At 25.9% G+C, this 15,546-nt stretch carries 17 protein-coding genes; 9 read left to right on the forward strand and 8 right to left on the reverse strand.

What is annotated here, in order from left to right; genetic code table 11:
* Positions 1–74 precede the first annotated feature (74 nt).
* Positions 75–1,244: an AAA family ATPase gene (locus tag AVBRAN9331_RS02330; RefSeq protein ID WP_239803212.1), complete on the forward strand. Its 1,170-nt coding sequence runs from the start codon at positions 75–77 to the stop codon at positions 1,242–1,244.
* A 100-nt stretch (positions 1,245–1,344) separates the two neighbouring features.
* Here the strand turns inward: AVBRAN9331_RS02330 and AVBRAN9331_RS02335 are convergent, their stop codons facing one another.
* Positions 1,345–1,758: a hypothetical protein gene (locus AVBRAN9331_RS02335; protein ID WP_239803213.1), complete on the reverse strand. Its 414-nt coding sequence runs from the start codon at positions 1,756–1,758 to the stop codon at positions 1,345–1,347.
* A gap of 149 nt (positions 1,759–1,907) precedes the next feature.
* On the opposite strand from AVBRAN9331_RS02335, the gene AVBRAN9331_RS02340 reads away from it, so the two are divergent.
* From AVBRAN9331_RS02340 to AVBRAN9331_RS02355, 4 genes are all read left to right on the forward strand, one after another.
* On the forward strand, positions 1,908–2,480 hold the full coding sequence (locus AVBRAN9331_RS02340; RefSeq protein ID WP_239803214.1) for a hypothetical protein: 573 nt from the start codon (positions 1,908–1,910) through the stop codon (positions 2,478–2,480).
* Positions 2,481–2,548: 68 nt separating this feature from the next.
* Positions 2,549–2,791 (forward strand): hypothetical protein, encoded by a 243-nt coding sequence (locus AVBRAN9331_RS02345; protein ID WP_239803215.1) that lies wholly within the window; start codon positions 2,549–2,551, stop codon positions 2,789–2,791.
* Positions 2,792–3,235: 444 nt separating this feature from the next.
* Positions 3,236–4,486 (forward strand): tyrosine-type recombinase/integrase, encoded by a 1,251-nt coding sequence (locus AVBRAN9331_RS02350; RefSeq protein WP_239803216.1) that lies wholly within the window; start codon positions 3,236–3,238, stop codon positions 4,484–4,486.
* A 24-nt stretch (positions 4,487–4,510) separates the two neighbouring features.
* On the forward strand, positions 4,511–4,918 hold the full coding sequence (locus tag AVBRAN9331_RS02355) for a type II toxin-antitoxin system PemK/MazF family toxin (protein ID WP_239803217.1): 408 nt from the start codon (positions 4,511–4,513) through the stop codon (positions 4,916–4,918).
* Between the two features lie 745 nt (positions 4,919–5,663).
* Here AVBRAN9331_RS02355 and AVBRAN9331_RS02360 read toward each other — a convergent pair.
* From AVBRAN9331_RS02360 to AVBRAN9331_RS02390, 7 genes are all read right to left on the reverse strand, one after another.
* Complete coding sequence (locus AVBRAN9331_RS02360; protein ID WP_239803218.1) at positions 5,664–6,425, reverse strand: FAD:protein FMN transferase; 762 nt, start codon at positions 6,423–6,425, stop codon at positions 5,664–5,666.
* Positions 6,422–8,026 carry a hypothetical protein gene (locus AVBRAN9331_RS02365; protein WP_336612325.1) on the reverse strand — a complete coding sequence of 535 codons (1,605 nt, stop codon included), beginning with the start codon at positions 8,024–8,026 and terminating at the stop codon, positions 6,422–6,424. The genes AVBRAN9331_RS02360 and AVBRAN9331_RS02365 overlap by 4 nt, the downstream gene beginning before the upstream one ends.
* A 121-nt stretch (positions 8,027–8,147) precedes the next feature.
* Positions 8,148–9,587, reverse strand: a complete 1,440-nt coding sequence (gene pyk, locus AVBRAN9331_RS02370) for a pyruvate kinase (protein ID WP_239803220.1) — start codon at positions 9,585–9,587, stop codon at positions 8,148–8,150.
* 1 nt (position 9,588) lies between these two features.
* A complete protein-coding gene (locus AVBRAN9331_RS02375) occupies positions 9,589–10,935 on the reverse strand; it encodes an FAD-dependent oxidoreductase (RefSeq protein WP_239803221.1) in 1,347 nt (448 codons plus the stop codon).
* A 43-nt stretch (positions 10,936–10,978) separates the two neighbouring features.
* On the reverse strand, positions 10,979–11,590 hold the full coding sequence (locus AVBRAN9331_RS02380) for a type III pantothenate kinase (RefSeq protein ID WP_336612326.1): 612 nt from the start codon (positions 11,588–11,590) through the stop codon (positions 10,979–10,981).
* Positions 11,587–12,507, reverse strand: coding sequence for a hypothetical protein (locus tag AVBRAN9331_RS02385; RefSeq protein WP_214116217.1), 921 nt, complete (start codon positions 12,505–12,507; stop codon positions 11,587–11,589). The genes AVBRAN9331_RS02380 and AVBRAN9331_RS02385 overlap by 4 nt, the downstream gene beginning before the upstream one ends.
* The gene (locus AVBRAN9331_RS02390; RefSeq protein WP_214116215.1) at positions 12,504–13,013 is read right to left on the reverse strand and encodes a hypothetical protein; all 510 of its coding nucleotides are present in this window, start codon (positions 13,011–13,013) and stop codon (positions 12,504–12,506) included. Before AVBRAN9331_RS02390 ends, AVBRAN9331_RS02385 begins: the two co-directional genes overlap by 4 nt.
* A 132-nt stretch (positions 13,014–13,145) precedes the next feature.
* Between AVBRAN9331_RS02390 and gatC the strand changes: the two genes are divergently transcribed.
* The 4 genes from gatC to AVBRAN9331_RS02410 are packed head-to-tail and all read left to right on the forward strand — an operon-like array spanning position 13,146 to position 15,540.
* On the forward strand, positions 13,146–13,424 hold the full coding sequence (gatC, locus tag AVBRAN9331_RS02395) for an Asp-tRNA(Asn)/Glu-tRNA(Gln) amidotransferase subunit GatC (RefSeq protein ID WP_214116213.1): 279 nt from the start codon (positions 13,146–13,148) through the stop codon (positions 13,422–13,424).
* 54 nt (positions 13,425–13,478) lie between these two features.
* Complete coding sequence (locus tag AVBRAN9331_RS02400) at positions 13,479–14,525, forward strand: type IV pilus twitching motility protein PilT (RefSeq protein WP_275592004.1); 1,047 nt, start codon at positions 13,479–13,481, stop codon at positions 14,523–14,525.
* The gene (locus AVBRAN9331_RS02405; RefSeq protein WP_214116211.1) at positions 14,522–15,079 is read left to right on the forward strand and encodes a CvpA family protein; all 558 of its coding nucleotides are present in this window, start codon (positions 14,522–14,524) and stop codon (positions 15,077–15,079) included. The genes AVBRAN9331_RS02400 and AVBRAN9331_RS02405 overlap by 4 nt, the downstream gene beginning before the upstream one ends.
* A gap of 11 nt (positions 15,080–15,090) precedes the next feature.
* Positions 15,091–15,540: a Fur family transcriptional regulator gene (locus AVBRAN9331_RS02410; RefSeq protein ID WP_214116209.1), complete on the forward strand. Its 450-nt coding sequence runs from the start codon at positions 15,091–15,093 to the stop codon at positions 15,538–15,540.
* Positions 15,541–15,546 lie beyond the last annotated feature (6 nt).

Raw genomic sequence — 15,546 nt, forward strand, 5'->3', positions numbered from 1 at the left:
CTTATTATATAATATGATAAATTAATTTTTTATTAACCTGAAATTGCTACTATTTAAAAATAAAGGGCTGAAGTATGAAGACAAATGAAAATCAAATAGCAAAAGCTATACAAAACAAATATAAAGAAATAGCAGAATTTCAAAAAGAAGTAGATAACTTAAAAACTTTATTATCAAAAATAAAGCTTGATAAAGAAAAAGAATATATTCAACATACAATAGATTTTTTATTGCAAAAAATACAAGCTTTAGAAAACTCTGAAATAAACAGTGAAAATTTTGAAAGCATAATTAATATGAATATGTTTAACTATGAAACATTAGATAGTGATAAGTCAAAAATTGAATACATTATAAATAATTTAATTGTTAAAAACGAAATCACAATGATAGCTTCAAAGCCTAGTGGTGGTAAATCTTTAACTGCTTTAGGAATTTGCACTAGTTTTTTAAAACAATCAATAGAACATAAAGTTGTATATTTTGATTTAGATAATTCAATAGCTACATTGACAAATAGGAAAATCTATAAAATAAGAAACGAATTTGGAAGTAGATTTAATATGTTTTCATCTAGCAATTATTCAGCAGAAGAAGCAAATATATTCCTTAACAAATTTAAAAATGTAGATTTAACAAATACATTGTTTATCTTAGATAGCATAAAAAACTTTATTCTAGGCGATAGAGATAAAAACAAAGATGTAAGTGAATTTATGAGATTAGTAAAAGCTTTAAGAGATGCTGGAGCTACTGTTATATTTTTACACCATACAAATAAACCACAAAAAGATTTAGGAGAAAATTACGCGGGTTCATCTGCATTTTTAGAAGATACAACAAATGCTTTTATCCTTGAAAATAACCCAGATAAACAAACTTTTATATTTAAAACTATAAAAGCAAGAAATGGTGATTTAAAAAACAAGGCTTTTCAATTTGATTTAGATAAGCATAGATTGATAGAAGTTGACATATTATGGGCAAGTGAGAATAAAAACGATACCAAAATAGTAGATGAAATAATAGAATTTTTATCAAACAATAAAGAAGCTAATTATACACAAATTAAAAATTATTTAATAGGTGAAGGCATAGTTAAAGATAAAAGTAAAATTGCAAATATTTTAAATAATTATTGTGGTGTTTTATGGGCTAAAGAAAAAATCAAGGAAAACAATAAAAGCATTTATAAACTTATTAAAAACGATAATGCCAATACAATAGATGGTATTGTGAAGTGATTGATAATATAAGTAAGGCAATAAACACTAATAATTGTATAAACAAAAAAATGAAGTATAATCTAAAAACAAAATACCTAGCTAAAAGCTAGGTATGTAATTATTTAATTAGCTGATAGCCAAAATTAATTGACTTAACATCAATTTCACAGAATTTTAACTCTTCTTCTTCCTTTTCATTTTTAGGCTGAAGATCTACATCATCATACCACTTTTTACAATGGTCAGGAACACATCTATCACGAACAACAACACCTGTTTTTGTAATTCTACCACTTCTACTATCTTTTTCTAATACACACTTTTTACCATAATTCATATTACCTTGAGTTTCTATTCTTCCATCAGGATACTCCATTAAAATCATAGGTCTTTTTGTAATATCACTTTTACTATTATTATTATTTATTTCCGGTGCTTTTAACGCATCAGGAACAGGTGGTAATTTTGGCAAAACACAACCAGTAGAAAATAAACACACTATACCTGCAGCCACTAAATTAATTTTTTTCATACTTTCTTCCTTTATTTTGAATTATTTGTTTAATTATATTAATCATAAATTAATTATAGCTTAAATTAAACTATTTTAAATTATTTTAGCTTATTTTAATTTATTTTAATATATTATATACTAAAATATATTATTTAAAGGAATAAAAAATGATAATTTCAGTTATATCAAAAAAAGGTGGTGTTGGTAAAACTCCTTTTGCCTTTTCAATAGCAAAAGATTTAAATATGTATTTACAATCAAATGACAATAGCTGTATTGAACATATCTATCCAAATAAAGCTAAAATCTCTCAAGAAGTAAAACTAATAGATAATTGTGTATATGATTTTGGTGGATTTGTAGCAAAAGGTATTTTAAATATTGTTGAAAAGTCAAATTATATAATAATACCAACAAATCCAAATTTAAATTCAATAATTAGAACTTATGAAACTTATAATGAACTAAAAGAATTTAATAAAAATTTTATCATACTCGCTACTGGCTTTAAAGACAACAAAGAAGTAGCTTTTTTAATAAAAAACCTAAAAAAAATTAAAGATTGCAATATACCAATTTTTTATTTTAAAGACTCAAAAATAGTATTAAATTCTATGAATTATGGAAAAAGCTTTAATGAATTATATAAAGAAAACACACTATCAATGCATAGCTATAAAAATTTCATTAAATCTTATTATGAGCTATTAAAGTATATTAAAAACAATAAATTATTTTAATTTATTTTAAATTATTTTAATTGACTATAATTAATATAATTAGTAAAATATATTGACAAGGATAAAAAATGACTAAAAAATTAGAAGTAAGTATTGATGATATTTTAAAAGACAATGTTGTAAATACATATAAAGAAGCTCAAAAACAAACTAGAAAGAAAAAAAACTCTAAGTTAAAAGTTACTAAAGGTTTTACAGTTACATTAACAGAAGATGAATTTAATGCTTTAGAACAATATTGTGCAGAAAATTATATAAGCAGAAATAGCTTTTTTAGACAACTACTAAGAGAAAAAATGGCTGAAAACTAAAATAATTTAAAATAAACTATTTTAATCTATAAATTAATATAAATTCCAGATAAGTATTAATAAAATTCAGACTAGTGCATAAGATTACGGACTAGTCTATTTTATAAAGCAGACTAGTGGTCAGACTAGTGTCAGACAAGCGTTAAAAATACTTAAAATTCATTACTTTTTTTGCTATTTTTTAAATTTTAATAATTTTTATATGTAAAAAATATACAGACTAGTCAGACTAGTCTATTTTATAAAGCAGACTAGTGGTCAGACTAGTGTCAGACAAGTAACAGACTAGTGGTATTTATAAAGTAAAAAAAAATAAAAATTATTAGATTTTAAATAAGAAGGTAATGAAAGTATAAAACAAGTTCAGTATATTATTTTTTGACTTAAACATACTTTAAATAACTTTTTAAGTAACTTAAAACTATAAACTGTAAAAGGATAATAATGGGAAGAATTAGTAGCACTAATTTAACAAATAAAGATATTAAAAAATTACAAAATAACAATAAAGCATATATTAAATGTGTTGGTAATCCAAAAGAACTATATCTAAGAATTTATCCTAGTGGTATGAAAACATTTTGTATTAGGTATAAAAACAAAATGATAAAACTTCATGAATTTAGAGAAAATATATACTCTATAAAAGAAGCAAGAGCTGATGCAATTAAAATATTAAGAAAACTACTTATTGATGAAAACTACAATTTAAGCATCAATAGGGTAAATTACAATTTTAGTATTTTATATAAACAATATATAAAAATAGTTCAAAACAAATGTAGAAATGAAAGATATGTAAAACAAATAATGCAAAGAATTAATAAATACCTTTTACCCAAGTTAGGAGATAAAAACATTGCAGATATTAAACATAGTGAATTATTAGATATACTAACTAGTATATATAATCCAGCAAATAAAAATAAAAGTAGAATTGATATAATACACAGGCTAATATCATATTTAAAATCAATTTTTGATTTAGCGATAGCAGATAATTACATACAAAATAATCCAGCAAATAATTTAAAAGAACACTTTATTACTTTAAAAGAATTTAATAAAATTAACTCTCGTGATGGCAGAAGACCTGCTCTAATAAATAATGAAGATATAAAAAATTTTATAAAATGCCTAAAAGAAAATAATAAAATTGATTTAAATATTAAATATGCAATATTTTTACAAATTCTCACTGCAAATAGACCATTTAACACAGTATCTGCGAAATGGAGTTATATTGATTTTAAAAATAAATTATGGACTATTCCAGCAAGTGAAATGAAGAATAAAAATGAACATACAATAGCATTGAATACATATATGATTAAAATTTTATCTGAATTAAAATCAATTTCAAAAAATAATATTTATGTATTTCCTTCAAAATACAAAAATAAGCACATATCAACAAATACTATAAGTAAAGCTATTAGAGAAACTTTAAATTATAAATATTATGGAAAAGTAGTCCCTTATGGATTTAGAAGCACTTTTAAAACAATATGTAGTTTAAATATTACCGCTTTAAATAGTATGGGTATTAGTGAAAAAGTAATTGAAGAAGTTATGGATCATTCTACAAAAGGCATAGCGATGCATTATGAAAGAAGTAGATCATCTATAAAAGAAAAAATGATTTTAATGCAATGGTATGGCGACTATATTAACAATATAGAAAAATTATTATAAAATAAGAAAAAATAGGATTTTGCTATGATGAATTATGATGACTGGAATGAAGTTAAAAAGAAAACAAATGATAATAATAAACATAAAAATATAAAACTTGGGGAAGTTTATTGGGTTAAAATAGGATTAAATATAGGTTATGAAGTTTATGGCAAAGGTAAAGATTATGCTAGACCTGTGCTAGTGATTAATAAGCTTTTTGATAGTGCTGGTAATAGGCTGTTTTTAGGTGTTCCTTTAAGTTCTAAAGTATATGGAAAAGCTAATAAATATCGTTATGTTTTTGATAGTAATGGAAGCTTACAAACTGCTTTATTATCTCAAATTAAAGTGTTTGACAATAAAAGAGTTATGTATCAAGCTAAAATTAAATTACTAAAAAATGATTTTTTAAATATAAAACAAATAATTATAAATGAAGTAATAAATTAACCCCACACCTAAAAGGTGGGGGAAACCCGAGCCATTATCTTGCGATAAGGGGGCGACTAACCCAAAAAGGGTGAAACATTTTTATTATAGTATTTGTTTAGTTAATTTGCAAATAGCTTATATAATGTTTGTTTAATTCTTTTATTTTAGTTACTTTTAAATTAACTTTTGTAATTAAATTACCATATTATCTTTATTAATAAGCTTTTATGTATTTAAAAAATATCCTACATCCGGAGCCACTTTTTTATTTCCTTTAATTTTATTTTTAGCTCGTATCTAAAATCAAACAAATATTTTAAACATTAAATTCACAATATAATTATTTGCAAAAAAATAGAATTTAAAACTGATAGCACAATATAAAAATCATAGACAAAAACTATATTAAATATTAAGTATAAAACTTAGTGAAACTTCTAAATATTTTAACAAAACAAACATATAAAGCAAATAGTTAGAATATAACAAGCAATATTTTCAACTCACGCTACTATTCATAAAAATATATTTAAGTTTTTAAAAATTCTTAAATTATGATTTTGATAAAAATTATGTTGCAATGAGCAAAACAAGCAGTGGTATTTGTAATTTTATCTATTTTGCAAAAGTAATACAAAAATTATTGCTATTTTTCTTTAAATATCTAAAAAGCAAGCATTTGTAACAATATTTTTAATCAAGATTGTTCTAAAGTAATATAATAAAACTCTCTTTATTTTAACTTCAATTAAAATATATTAAATTACCTGTCGCGATTAGATTGGTATTTTATTTCGTTATTAAAATCAATGCAAATTGCTAAATACTCTTTAGGCAAAACAAATTCTTCAAAGCACAAAGCAGTGGAAAATACCCCGCAACTAAGCGTGTTTTCTCCTATTACACTAACTTGAGAATATTTAAAATCTTTTGTATTTATTATGTGATTTGCCCTTTCATATTGTGCTGAAGTTGTTAGCGATTGATTTAAGATTTGCCATTTTTTAATAGCTTCTTGTGGATTTTTAGGATTTTTAATATTTACAAATATTTCTTTATTAGTCTTTAAATCCCCTCCAAAATTAATCACATATTTGTATTTTTCACAAATTTTAGCACATTCATCAACTGCAAATTCTTTAATCACGCCACCTAAGTCAATTTTTGTATTTATATCTTCAAATTCTATAAATTTTTTAGATAAAAAATATGAATTTTTACCATATTTTGCATTATTTTTTAATTTTTTATTGATTAGTGTAATATCAAAAGCATAATTAGTAATTTCACTAAGACTTGAGAGTTTTTGCAAAATCATCATAGTTTGCTGGTCTAATTTTATACGATTTTTGCTTTTATTATTAATTTTAGATACCAGCGAAGAATTATCAAAATAATTATATTTTAAATGTAGATTTTTACAAAGCTCAAAACATTTAATAGCTAAATTAGAAGCTTCATATTCGCTAGCTTCTAATTTAACAACACATTTTGTGCTAAAGCAAGAAAAAACAAATTCTTTCACTTACTAACTTTTATATTAAATGGAGTTGTTAAGGCTTCTTCACGAATTATTTTGCCGTTTTCACATAGCTTTAATATAACGCTAAATTCCCCACTTAAATCATTTTTTGGTAAAGCAAAAATTTTACCTTTTTCATCAACAAAATCTGCAAACTCATCAGGTAAAAGATAAACAATATTTATCCCATCAATATGTTGTGGAAAAATAATATCTGATTTTATTTTTTCTTTTCCACCACTATTTTTCATCTTAATTTTAATGTTTTCCATATTTGGTGCAATAAAACTAAAAATATTTGCTTTTAAATTCTCAAATTTATCATCTATACTAATGCTTTTGCCTTTTGATAAATCATAAATATCAATATTTCTACGATTATTAGAAACAATTAATGTATTATTATCTTTAAATGTAGCGGCATAACTTACATTCCCACCCTTAATACTTCCTGCTAAATACGGCTTATTTTCAATATTAAAAATGCTAGTTTGCCCTAATCTATCTCCAAAAGTATAAGCCAAAGTTTTACCATCTGGACTAATAGCATAAGAGCCAGAATATAAAGCAAAACCTGTATTTGAACACTCTGTTGTGTGATTTAATACACTTACTTTACATAGCTTAGAATTATAATTATGTGGTGTTGTATAATAAATATTTTTTGCATCAGGACTTACTAAAAAAGGGCTTGTAGTAGCTTTTATAGGACGACCAAAATATTGTGCGTTAAAATCTACGATTTTATTTAGTTTAGATTTTTTAATATCGTATTCATAAATGCCTTTATTTTCGCCTTTTAAAAGCACAAATAATCTATCAAGCCTAACATCAGCCTTTACTACATCTTTAATCTTAAAGCTTTTTATCAATTTTAAATTCTTATCAAAAATACTAAAAGTTTCTTTATCATCTAAAGCAATTACACCATCTTTGTATTTTCTAAACAAAAAATATTCACCCTTTAAAAAGGCTAATTCCTTTAAATCACCGCTATTATCTAATTTTATTTTATGTAGTCCTGAATGGTGTAAATATGGTCTAGCATTTTTATTATCTCTTCCTAAATATTTTGGCATAGTATTTACAAAAGCAGTTTTATCATCTATAAATTCTACTTGCTCTACGAAAAGCTCACTTGCCCCACTCCACTCATCATCATCGTTATTATTATCTGTTTTGCTATCTTCTTTAACTTTTTCTTGTTTTTTTGCATCGTCGGTAGCTTCTGGATATTTCTTACCTAATTCAGAATGGTCAGCATCCTTTATCGCATAAAAATCATTATAAACAATATTGTCATTTTTTAAGTCAAATAACACTATTGATGAATGATAGCTCCCTGCTGCTAGTAATTTATCATTTCTTACACTAATATCTCTAAAATATAAATCAGTTTTTGATTTTCCTTCAAAATATCTTGCATAATGCCATTTAAAACTATCATCTGGATTTAAAGACTTAATAAGATTTGCTTGAATGCTAGTTTTATTAATACTATCATCATAAATATCAATCATTTCATTTGGTTTTACTACATAACTAGCATTTAAAGAACTTGCTAAAACACAAGCTAAAGTTGAGCTTAAGAATATTCTCTTCATTTAAACTTCCTTTCATAATTATTGATAAGTATTATAATAATTATTATTTAATATAAGTTTAAATATCATTCATTTTTTAGAATTTAAAATAAGCAAAAGCCTATTTTAAATTCCTTTTTTTCTACAAGTTTAAATAATACTCTATTTGTTCTTTTCCAAGAACTCTGATTAAATTCGTGCTACCTGTTTCTCCTACAGGATAACCTGCTGTAATAACATAATTTTTACTCTTATCCATAATGCCTTTTTTTACCCCTACTCTTACACAATTTTGTAAAAGTTCGTGCAAACTACCTGCCTTATCAACCACATAAGCTTCACTAAGACCCCAACAAATACTAAGGCTTTTTAGTGTTTTATCACAATGGCTCATTGTTATTATCTTTGTATCAGGTCTATATCTTGCCATTTTTTTAACACTCGCACCACTACTTGTAAGACAAATCAATGCGTCTGCATTAATATCTTTTGCAAGTTGCACAGCTGATGCTGCGATGGTATCAGTCATATCTCTTTTATCGTGATTAAAATTGCAATATGGATAGATTTTCTCTACTTCGCTAATCGTTGCAGCCATAATACTAACAGCATTTACAGGGTCAATTCCAACTGCACTTTCTTCGCTAAGCATAACTGCATCAGTTCCATCTAACACAGCATTTGCAACATCGCTTATCTCTGCTCTAGTTGCACTTTTGTTATTTGCTAAAGAAAATAGCATTTGAGTTGCAGTAATTACTGGCTTACCTATTTCATTAGCTTTTTTAATTATTGATTTTTGTATGCTTGGAACCTTATAAAAAGGAACTTCTATTCCTAAATCCCCACGAGCAACCATTATCCCATCGCTTACATTAAGAATTTCATCTATATTCTCAACAGCGTCAAATTTTTCAATCTTTGCAAAAACAGCAGTTTTATTTCCGTTTTCGGCTAATATTTGCTTAGCATTTTTGATATCATAAGCGTTTTGAACAAAAGATATTGCCATATAATCAACATCATTTTTAACACCCCACAATAAATCATCTTTATCTTTTTTAGTGATTACTTCTATATTGATTTTTGTATTAGGGAAATTTATACCTTTATTTGACGCTAATTTTCCATCGTTTTGAACTTGGCATTTTAAATAATCTTGATTTACATCTTCAACTATTACTTTAATAGAACCATCGCATAAATATATAGCCTCGCTAACTCTTACTGCACCTAGAATTTCATTATAATTTGTGCTTACTTCATAGTGATTTTGTGCTTTTTGATTAGCCTTTATTGTATGTCTATAAATATCTAATCTATCACCTTTTTTTAATAAAAATGGCTCAGGTAATTCTAATACCCTAATCTTTGGTCCTGAAATATCTTGTAATACTCCGATATTTTCGCCTAATTCTTCAGCTATTTTTCTTACCTTATCTAAATTCGCTTTATGATATTCATGAGAGCCGTGAGAAAAATTTAAACGAAATACATTAACACCTGCTTTTATCATTTCTCTTATACATTCTTCGCTATCGCTTGCAGGCCCTAAAGTTGCTATTATTTTTGTTTTTTTCATTTTATCCCCTTAGTTCTTTATTGAATAGTTCTTCGTTAAATTCAAGTTTTAAATAATCAACCACCATTCTTAAATCTCTTAAAGCATTTCCCATACAACTAGTCGCACCTGGACTTGGGGTCATATTAAAGATTATTCCTTGATTTTGTGGCACTATACTAGCTTCGCCTAGCATTAATTTCTTTTCAGTTTTGTTTAGCACTTGTGGGCGAACTCCACCAAAACCTTTTGCATAAGTTATATCATCAGTTGTAAGACTTGGGACGATTTTTCTAGCGTCTTTTACGAAAAGATTTTTATTAAGGTATGGCACTTCAAATAAGAAATTTCTTAAAATATAATTTCTAATAGTGCTATCTTTCATTAAATCAAGCAATATTTTAATAGTAGTTCCATCAAGGCGTAAAGTTGTAAAAAATTCAGGCAAACTCTTAAGCCCGTGATAACGCTCAAGCTTAGGTAATACTAAAGCAGTCGGACCAAAACGAGTATTCATATCACATAAAATATCAGGGTCGCCGTGTAATGCTGCAAAAGGTAATTTTGGATTTTGAACCATATAAACTTTACCATTTAATAAATGCTTTTTAGTTAGATAAAAGCTACCTGCAACAGGCAAACAGGCATAATCAAGACCATAACCCATCTTATGTGCTAAAAACAATGAATGAGCACCTGCATTTACCACTACGAAATTCGCACTAAATTCAGTCTTGTTAGCACTAATTAGATAAAAAACATCGCCTTTTTTATAAATATTTACAATTTCTTCATTAAAAAACATTTGATTTTTTTGATTAGCTTTCATTGCTTCTTCAGCTAAACTCTCGCTCATTTTGCCAAAATCAACCGTTGTATAACAATCCCCTGCTAATGCACCCATTGCAAATATTTCTTCAGGTCTATCACCACCACCTAAAGCTTCTACTACTTTTGGCTCTATTCTTTTTATTTCTGCTTTATCAAACTTTCTAATATAAGGATAAATATCTTTAAATTCTTCATATCTTTTTTGCATAAAAGCACATTCTTCTTCACCAACAGCTAAAGCCATTTTTTGATGAGAAAACATAAACTTCTCTTCTGCTTTTACTAATTTTGCATAATTTACAATCATATCAGCGTTAGGTTTTACTTTTGAAGCTTTTTCATAAGTATAATTTGTCTCTATATCTCCGCTATGAATTGTTTGAGAATTGCTAGTGCCTTTAGAATTGAGAGTGCTTAATGCGTGATATTTTTCTATTAATGCCACTTTTTTTACATTTGTATATTTGCTAAGCTCATAAAACAAAGCCGCTCCACTAATTCCACCACCAACTACTATAACATCAAAATGTTGTGCCATACTCCATCCTTTTTGTAATTTTTTTAATGATAATTTTATTTATTTATAAATTCAAGTCTTTAATTAATTTTTGCATTCCTTGGAATACTAAATTTTTCTCATTTATTGCATTTTTAAAAAACTGACTTAAAAAGCTTGCATCTCCACCAGTTAGATAAATTATCTCATCATTGGCAAAATCATTAATACTATTTACAACACTTGAAATTATCCCGTAGCTAATAGCGTCTTTTGTGGAATTTGGTAACGAATTTAAATCAATAGATGTATTCAATGCATAATCTAATCTACAAGAAATATTTTTATAAGCATTAAGATATGATTGAATACCTGGCAAAATAAATCCGCCTAAATGTTTGCCGCCACTCATTTTATCAATTGTAATTGCACTACCAGCATCTACAATAATGCCAGAATCAATGCAATAACAAGAAGCAATTCTATCAACACCCAAACCAACATAAGAAGTGTTAAGACTAAAATAAGGTTCAAGATTAATATAGTTATTAGGTAATGTAGAAAAATTAGAATTTACACTTATATAAAATACTTTTTCTTTAAAAGAGTTTGGGATAAAGTCTTTTAACTCTATCCTTTTTGCATGTTCTTCTTTATAAACACAAGCTGTTGTGTTTCCAATATCAATTAAAGTCATTTCAATTCATAGCTTTTGTTATTATAAAATAAAATATTATCCTTAAAATAAGCACCTGAATCTATTTTAGAATCTAAATTATAAACAGCTAATTCATTTAATTTATCATCTAATTTTATCAAGTATCCATTATGCTCTAAAGCATAAATAAAGTTATTATAAACATAAACATCACTATAGTTTGCATATTTAAATTTAATTTTTGTAATTTCATTTAATAAATAATCAAATTTATAAATTACGCCTTCGTTTGATAAAATATAAATATAATTATCTTTTTCTAAAGCCTTTTTAATATTGATTAGTTTAGTATATGTTTTATTATCAATTATTGTAAATACCTTACTAGAACTTGCTGCGATTAATTTTTCACTATCAGCTTTTAAAAATACAACATTATTAAAAAATTCTTGAGTTCCTACATTTATACTTCTTATAAAAGTATTGGTATTGTTATTGATAACGATTAATTTACCATCTAAGCTAGGAATTATTATCACATTGTTATTGAAACTAGGATTTGCTAATTTTTTCACCACTCCATTTGCTTGTCCGTAGTTTTCACTAAATAAATATTTTTGTTCTAACAAATCAAATATTATTATATTATTCAAAGCATCAACCATTACAGCTTTATTGCCTTCTGTTGCGATACTTACAATTTTTGCATCAAATTTCTTATCAAAAATTACTTCTTTATCTTTTAAGATTTTTAAAAATCCTAAATCATTAGATAAATATAAGATATTATCTTGTTTGTTAATGATTTCATAACCTTTAAAATTCTTCAAGATATTCTCATTTTTCGTTTTAATTGTTGTAAGCTTTTGAGTATTTTCTGGCTTATAGTATTGTTTTGAACCTGAACAAGCCGCTAAAAATACTAAAGATAAAGCTATTAAAGAATATTTTTTCATTGGTTACCTTGATAATGTTTTAAATTATTAGCAATTCTTAAAAATACAGAATTTGCACTTATTGAATTAAGTTTTACTTCAGCTTCTTTAATTTTATTATCTTTTAACAACGCATAAGCTTCTTGTATTGTTTTTAAATCTGTTAAGAAAAAATCTGATTTAAATTCTCTAGCTTTATAAATTTCTAATAATAATTTATCCTCATTACTAGGATTAAATTGTAATAATTCATCTAAATATTTTTCATCTAAAAGCACTGCTAAATATAAATTAGGATTTAAAGATTTTAATTGATTTAATTTATCATTATTTTTAGTAATTAATAGCTCATTATATAAAGCATTTGCTTCTTCTTTTGTTTTTTGTTTTATAGAATCATTAATAGATGTTATAACAAAATAAGCAACAATTACGATTATCAAAAATATAAAAAGAAATTTGTATTTTCTAATAAATCTTTCAACTTTAATGCCAAATTCTTCTACGCTATATGAATTTTCTTTCAAATTAAATTCCTTAAAAATTAATAAAATTAAAGCTGAAATTGTAACAATTTTTCGTAAATCTTGATAAATTTAGTGCTATATTAAATTTTTATTATATAATCAGATGAAATTTTATTAAAGCAAGGTGAACTTATGGTAGTCAATGAAAAGCTATTAGAAAGATTAGAAAAATTATCATCAATTAGGTTAAATGATAATGTAAGAAAAGAACTAATTGCTGATTTTGATGATATTTTAAAATTCGTAGATAATTTAAATGAAATTGATACTAATAATTTAAAAATCAATAATTTAAATTATACTCCACTAAGAGAAGATATACCACAAAAATCAGAAGTTATTGAAGATATTTTAAAAAATGCACCATCTACAAATGGACATTTTTTCTCTGTACCTAAAATCATAGAATAAGGAAAATAAATGGAAGAAAATATTCAAACTCAAGATAGCGTTAATACCATTCAAATGAATGGAATTTTAACATTTATGAAAGAAAATGATGCGAGTGATTTGCACTTTATTCCTGGTAGAAAACCACTTTTAAGAATTCACGGAACTTTGAATGATTTGGAATTTGCTGTTTTAAATTCCGAAATTATTAAAGCTTCTTGTTATAGTATTTTATCAGACGCACAAAAAGCAACCTTAGAAGAAGAAAGAGAACTAGACTTCGCTTATGCAGTTGAAGGAGTAGGGCGTTTTAGGGCAAACTATTACTATGTTGAAGAAGGAAAACTTGCAGCTGCATTTCGTCTAATTCCTGAAAATATCCCTAGTTTAGATGATTTAAAAGCACCACCAATTTTTAAAGAATTAATCAAAAAAGAAAAAGGACTAATTCTTGTAACAGGTCCAACAGGTTCTGGTAAATCAACAACTCTAGCAGCAATGTTAAATGAAATCAACGCAACAGAAAGTAAGCATATTTTAACCATAGAACACCCAGTTGAATTTATGCATAAAAACAAAAAATCAGTATTTTCTTACAGAAACGTTGATATAGATACTAAAAGCTTTCAAACAGCTTTAAAATATGCTTTAAGACAAGACCCTGATATTATCTTAATCGGTGAGATGAGAGATAGAGAAACAATAGCAGCAGCAATTACAGCAGCTGAAACAGGTCACTTAGTATTTGGAACCCTACACACAAACTCAGCTATGCAAACAATCAACCGTATCGTAGATAGCTTTAGTGGTGGAGAGCAAGACCAAATTAGAAATATGTTATCGTTTTCATTACAAGCAGTTATAGCACAAAGCTTAATACCTAAAAAAGGTGGTGGTCGTTTAGCAATTCATGAAATTATGATTAATAATATGGCTATTGCAAACCTTATTCGTGAAAACAAAAACCATCAAATATATTCACAAATGCAGTTAAATCAACAAGGCACAGGTATGAAAACCCAAACACAAAGCTTAGTTGAAGCGGTTCGCTCTGGTTTAATCACTCGTGAGCTTGCTTTAAGATATAGCACTCAATATAATGAGCTAGTGAATTTGATATGAATAGCGGCTTAATACTAGATTGTGTAATAATTGGCGTAACGCTAATTTTAGGTATTGGTGGAATTATTTCAGGACTTATTAAAGAAGGTTTTGGATTAGCTGGTATTTTAGTAGGCGTATATGTAAGCACTAGCAATTCAGAAAAAGTAGGGGCATTAATTAATCAATATGTTTATAAAAGCGATAATGAGCTTTTATTAAACCTATGTGGTTTTGTTATAACTTTAGTTATAGTTTGGGGAATTTTTCTTATTTTAGGAAGAATAATATCAAAACTAGTAGCCTTAAGCGGACTTGGAATAATTGATAAAATTATGGGATTTATATTTTGCGCTGGAAAAATATTTATAATTTTTTCTATAATTGCATCTTGTATAAATGCCTTACCTATAATAAATAGTAAAGTAAACCAATTTTTTGCAAATAGTATGATGTATCCTGTCTTAATTCAAACAGGTGGAGCAATCGCTAATATACAAGCGATTCAAAATACTATAAATACAAAAAAAGAAAATTTATTAAATAATGAATTAAAAGAAGAAAATTCAAAATAAAAGGAGAAAACATGGAAAATATGGAATACGATGTATTATTAGAAGAATTTAAAAAAATTCTAAAAACAAGTGGATTAAAATACACAAAACAAAGAGAAAGTTTATTAAAATTACTTTATAACAATGACGAACACTGCACTCCAGATGAACTTTATGAAGCATTAAAAGAAATGGATCCTAATCAAAACATAGGTATCGCAACAATTTATAGAACTTTAAATCTTTTAGAAGAATCAGGAATGGTAACTTCAATTTCTTTTGGAACTGCAGGTAAAAAATTTGAGCTTGCAAACAAGCCACACCACGACCATATGATTTGTAAATCTTGTAATAAAATTATAGAATTTCAAGATGATATAGTAGAGCAAAGGCAATTAAAAATTGCAAAAGAACATGGTTTTAAACTATCAAGCCATTTAATGCAATTATATGGAACTTGCAAAGAATGTCAAAAAAAATAATTTAAT

It is taken from the genome of Campylobacter sp. RM9331, from assembly GCF_020137685.1.
In the GTDB taxonomy this organism is placed as follows: Bacteria; Campylobacterota; Campylobacteria; order Campylobacterales; family Campylobacteraceae; genus Campylobacter_E.

Coding starts and splice junctions, on each gene's coding strand:
- AVBRAN9331_RS02330 (WP_239803212.1), top strand. CDS start 75: ATGAAGACAAATGAAAATCAAATAGCAAAAGCTATACAAAACAAATAT.
- AVBRAN9331_RS02335 (WP_239803213.1), bottom strand. CDS start 1,758: ATGAAAAAAATTAATTTAGTGGCTGCAGGTATAGTGTGTTTATTTTCT.
- AVBRAN9331_RS02340 (WP_239803214.1), top strand. CDS start 1,908: ATGATAATTTCAGTTATATCAAAAAAAGGTGGTGTTGGTAAAACTCCT.
- AVBRAN9331_RS02345 (WP_239803215.1), top strand. CDS start 2,549: ATGACTAAAAAATTAGAAGTAAGTATTGATGATATTTTAAAAGACAAT.
- AVBRAN9331_RS02350 (WP_239803216.1), top strand. CDS start 3,236: ATGGGAAGAATTAGTAGCACTAATTTAACAAATAAAGATATTAAAAAA.
- AVBRAN9331_RS02355 (WP_239803217.1), top strand. CDS start 4,511: ATGATGAATTATGATGACTGGAATGAAGTTAAAAAGAAAACAAATGAT.
- AVBRAN9331_RS02365 (WP_336612325.1), bottom strand. CDS start 8,026: ATGAAGAGAATATTCTTAAGCTCAACTTTAGCTTGTGTTTTAGCAAGT.
- pyk (WP_239803220.1), bottom strand. CDS start 9,587: ATGAAAAAAACAAAAATAATAGCAACTTTAGGGCCTGCAAGCGATAGC.
- AVBRAN9331_RS02375 (WP_239803221.1), bottom strand. CDS start 10,935: ATGGCACAACATTTTGATGTTATAGTAGTTGGTGGTGGAATTAGTGGA.
- AVBRAN9331_RS02380 (WP_336612326.1), bottom strand. CDS start 11,590: ATGACTTTAATTGATATTGGAAACACAACAGCTTGTGTTTATAAAGAA.
- AVBRAN9331_RS02385 (WP_214116217.1), bottom strand. CDS start 12,507: ATGAAAAAATATTCTTTAATAGCTTTATCTTTAGTATTTTTAGCGGCT.
- gatC (WP_214116213.1), top strand. CDS start 13,146: ATGGTAGTCAATGAAAAGCTATTAGAAAGATTAGAAAAATTATCATCA.
- AVBRAN9331_RS02400 (WP_275592004.1), top strand. CDS start 13,479: ATGAATGGAATTTTAACATTTATGAAAGAAAATGATGCGAGTGATTTG.
- AVBRAN9331_RS02405 (WP_214116211.1), top strand. CDS start 14,522: ATGAATAGCGGCTTAATACTAGATTGTGTAATAATTGGCGTAACGCTA.
- AVBRAN9331_RS02410 (WP_214116209.1), top strand. CDS start 15,091: ATGGAAAATATGGAATACGATGTATTATTAGAAGAATTTAAAAAAATT.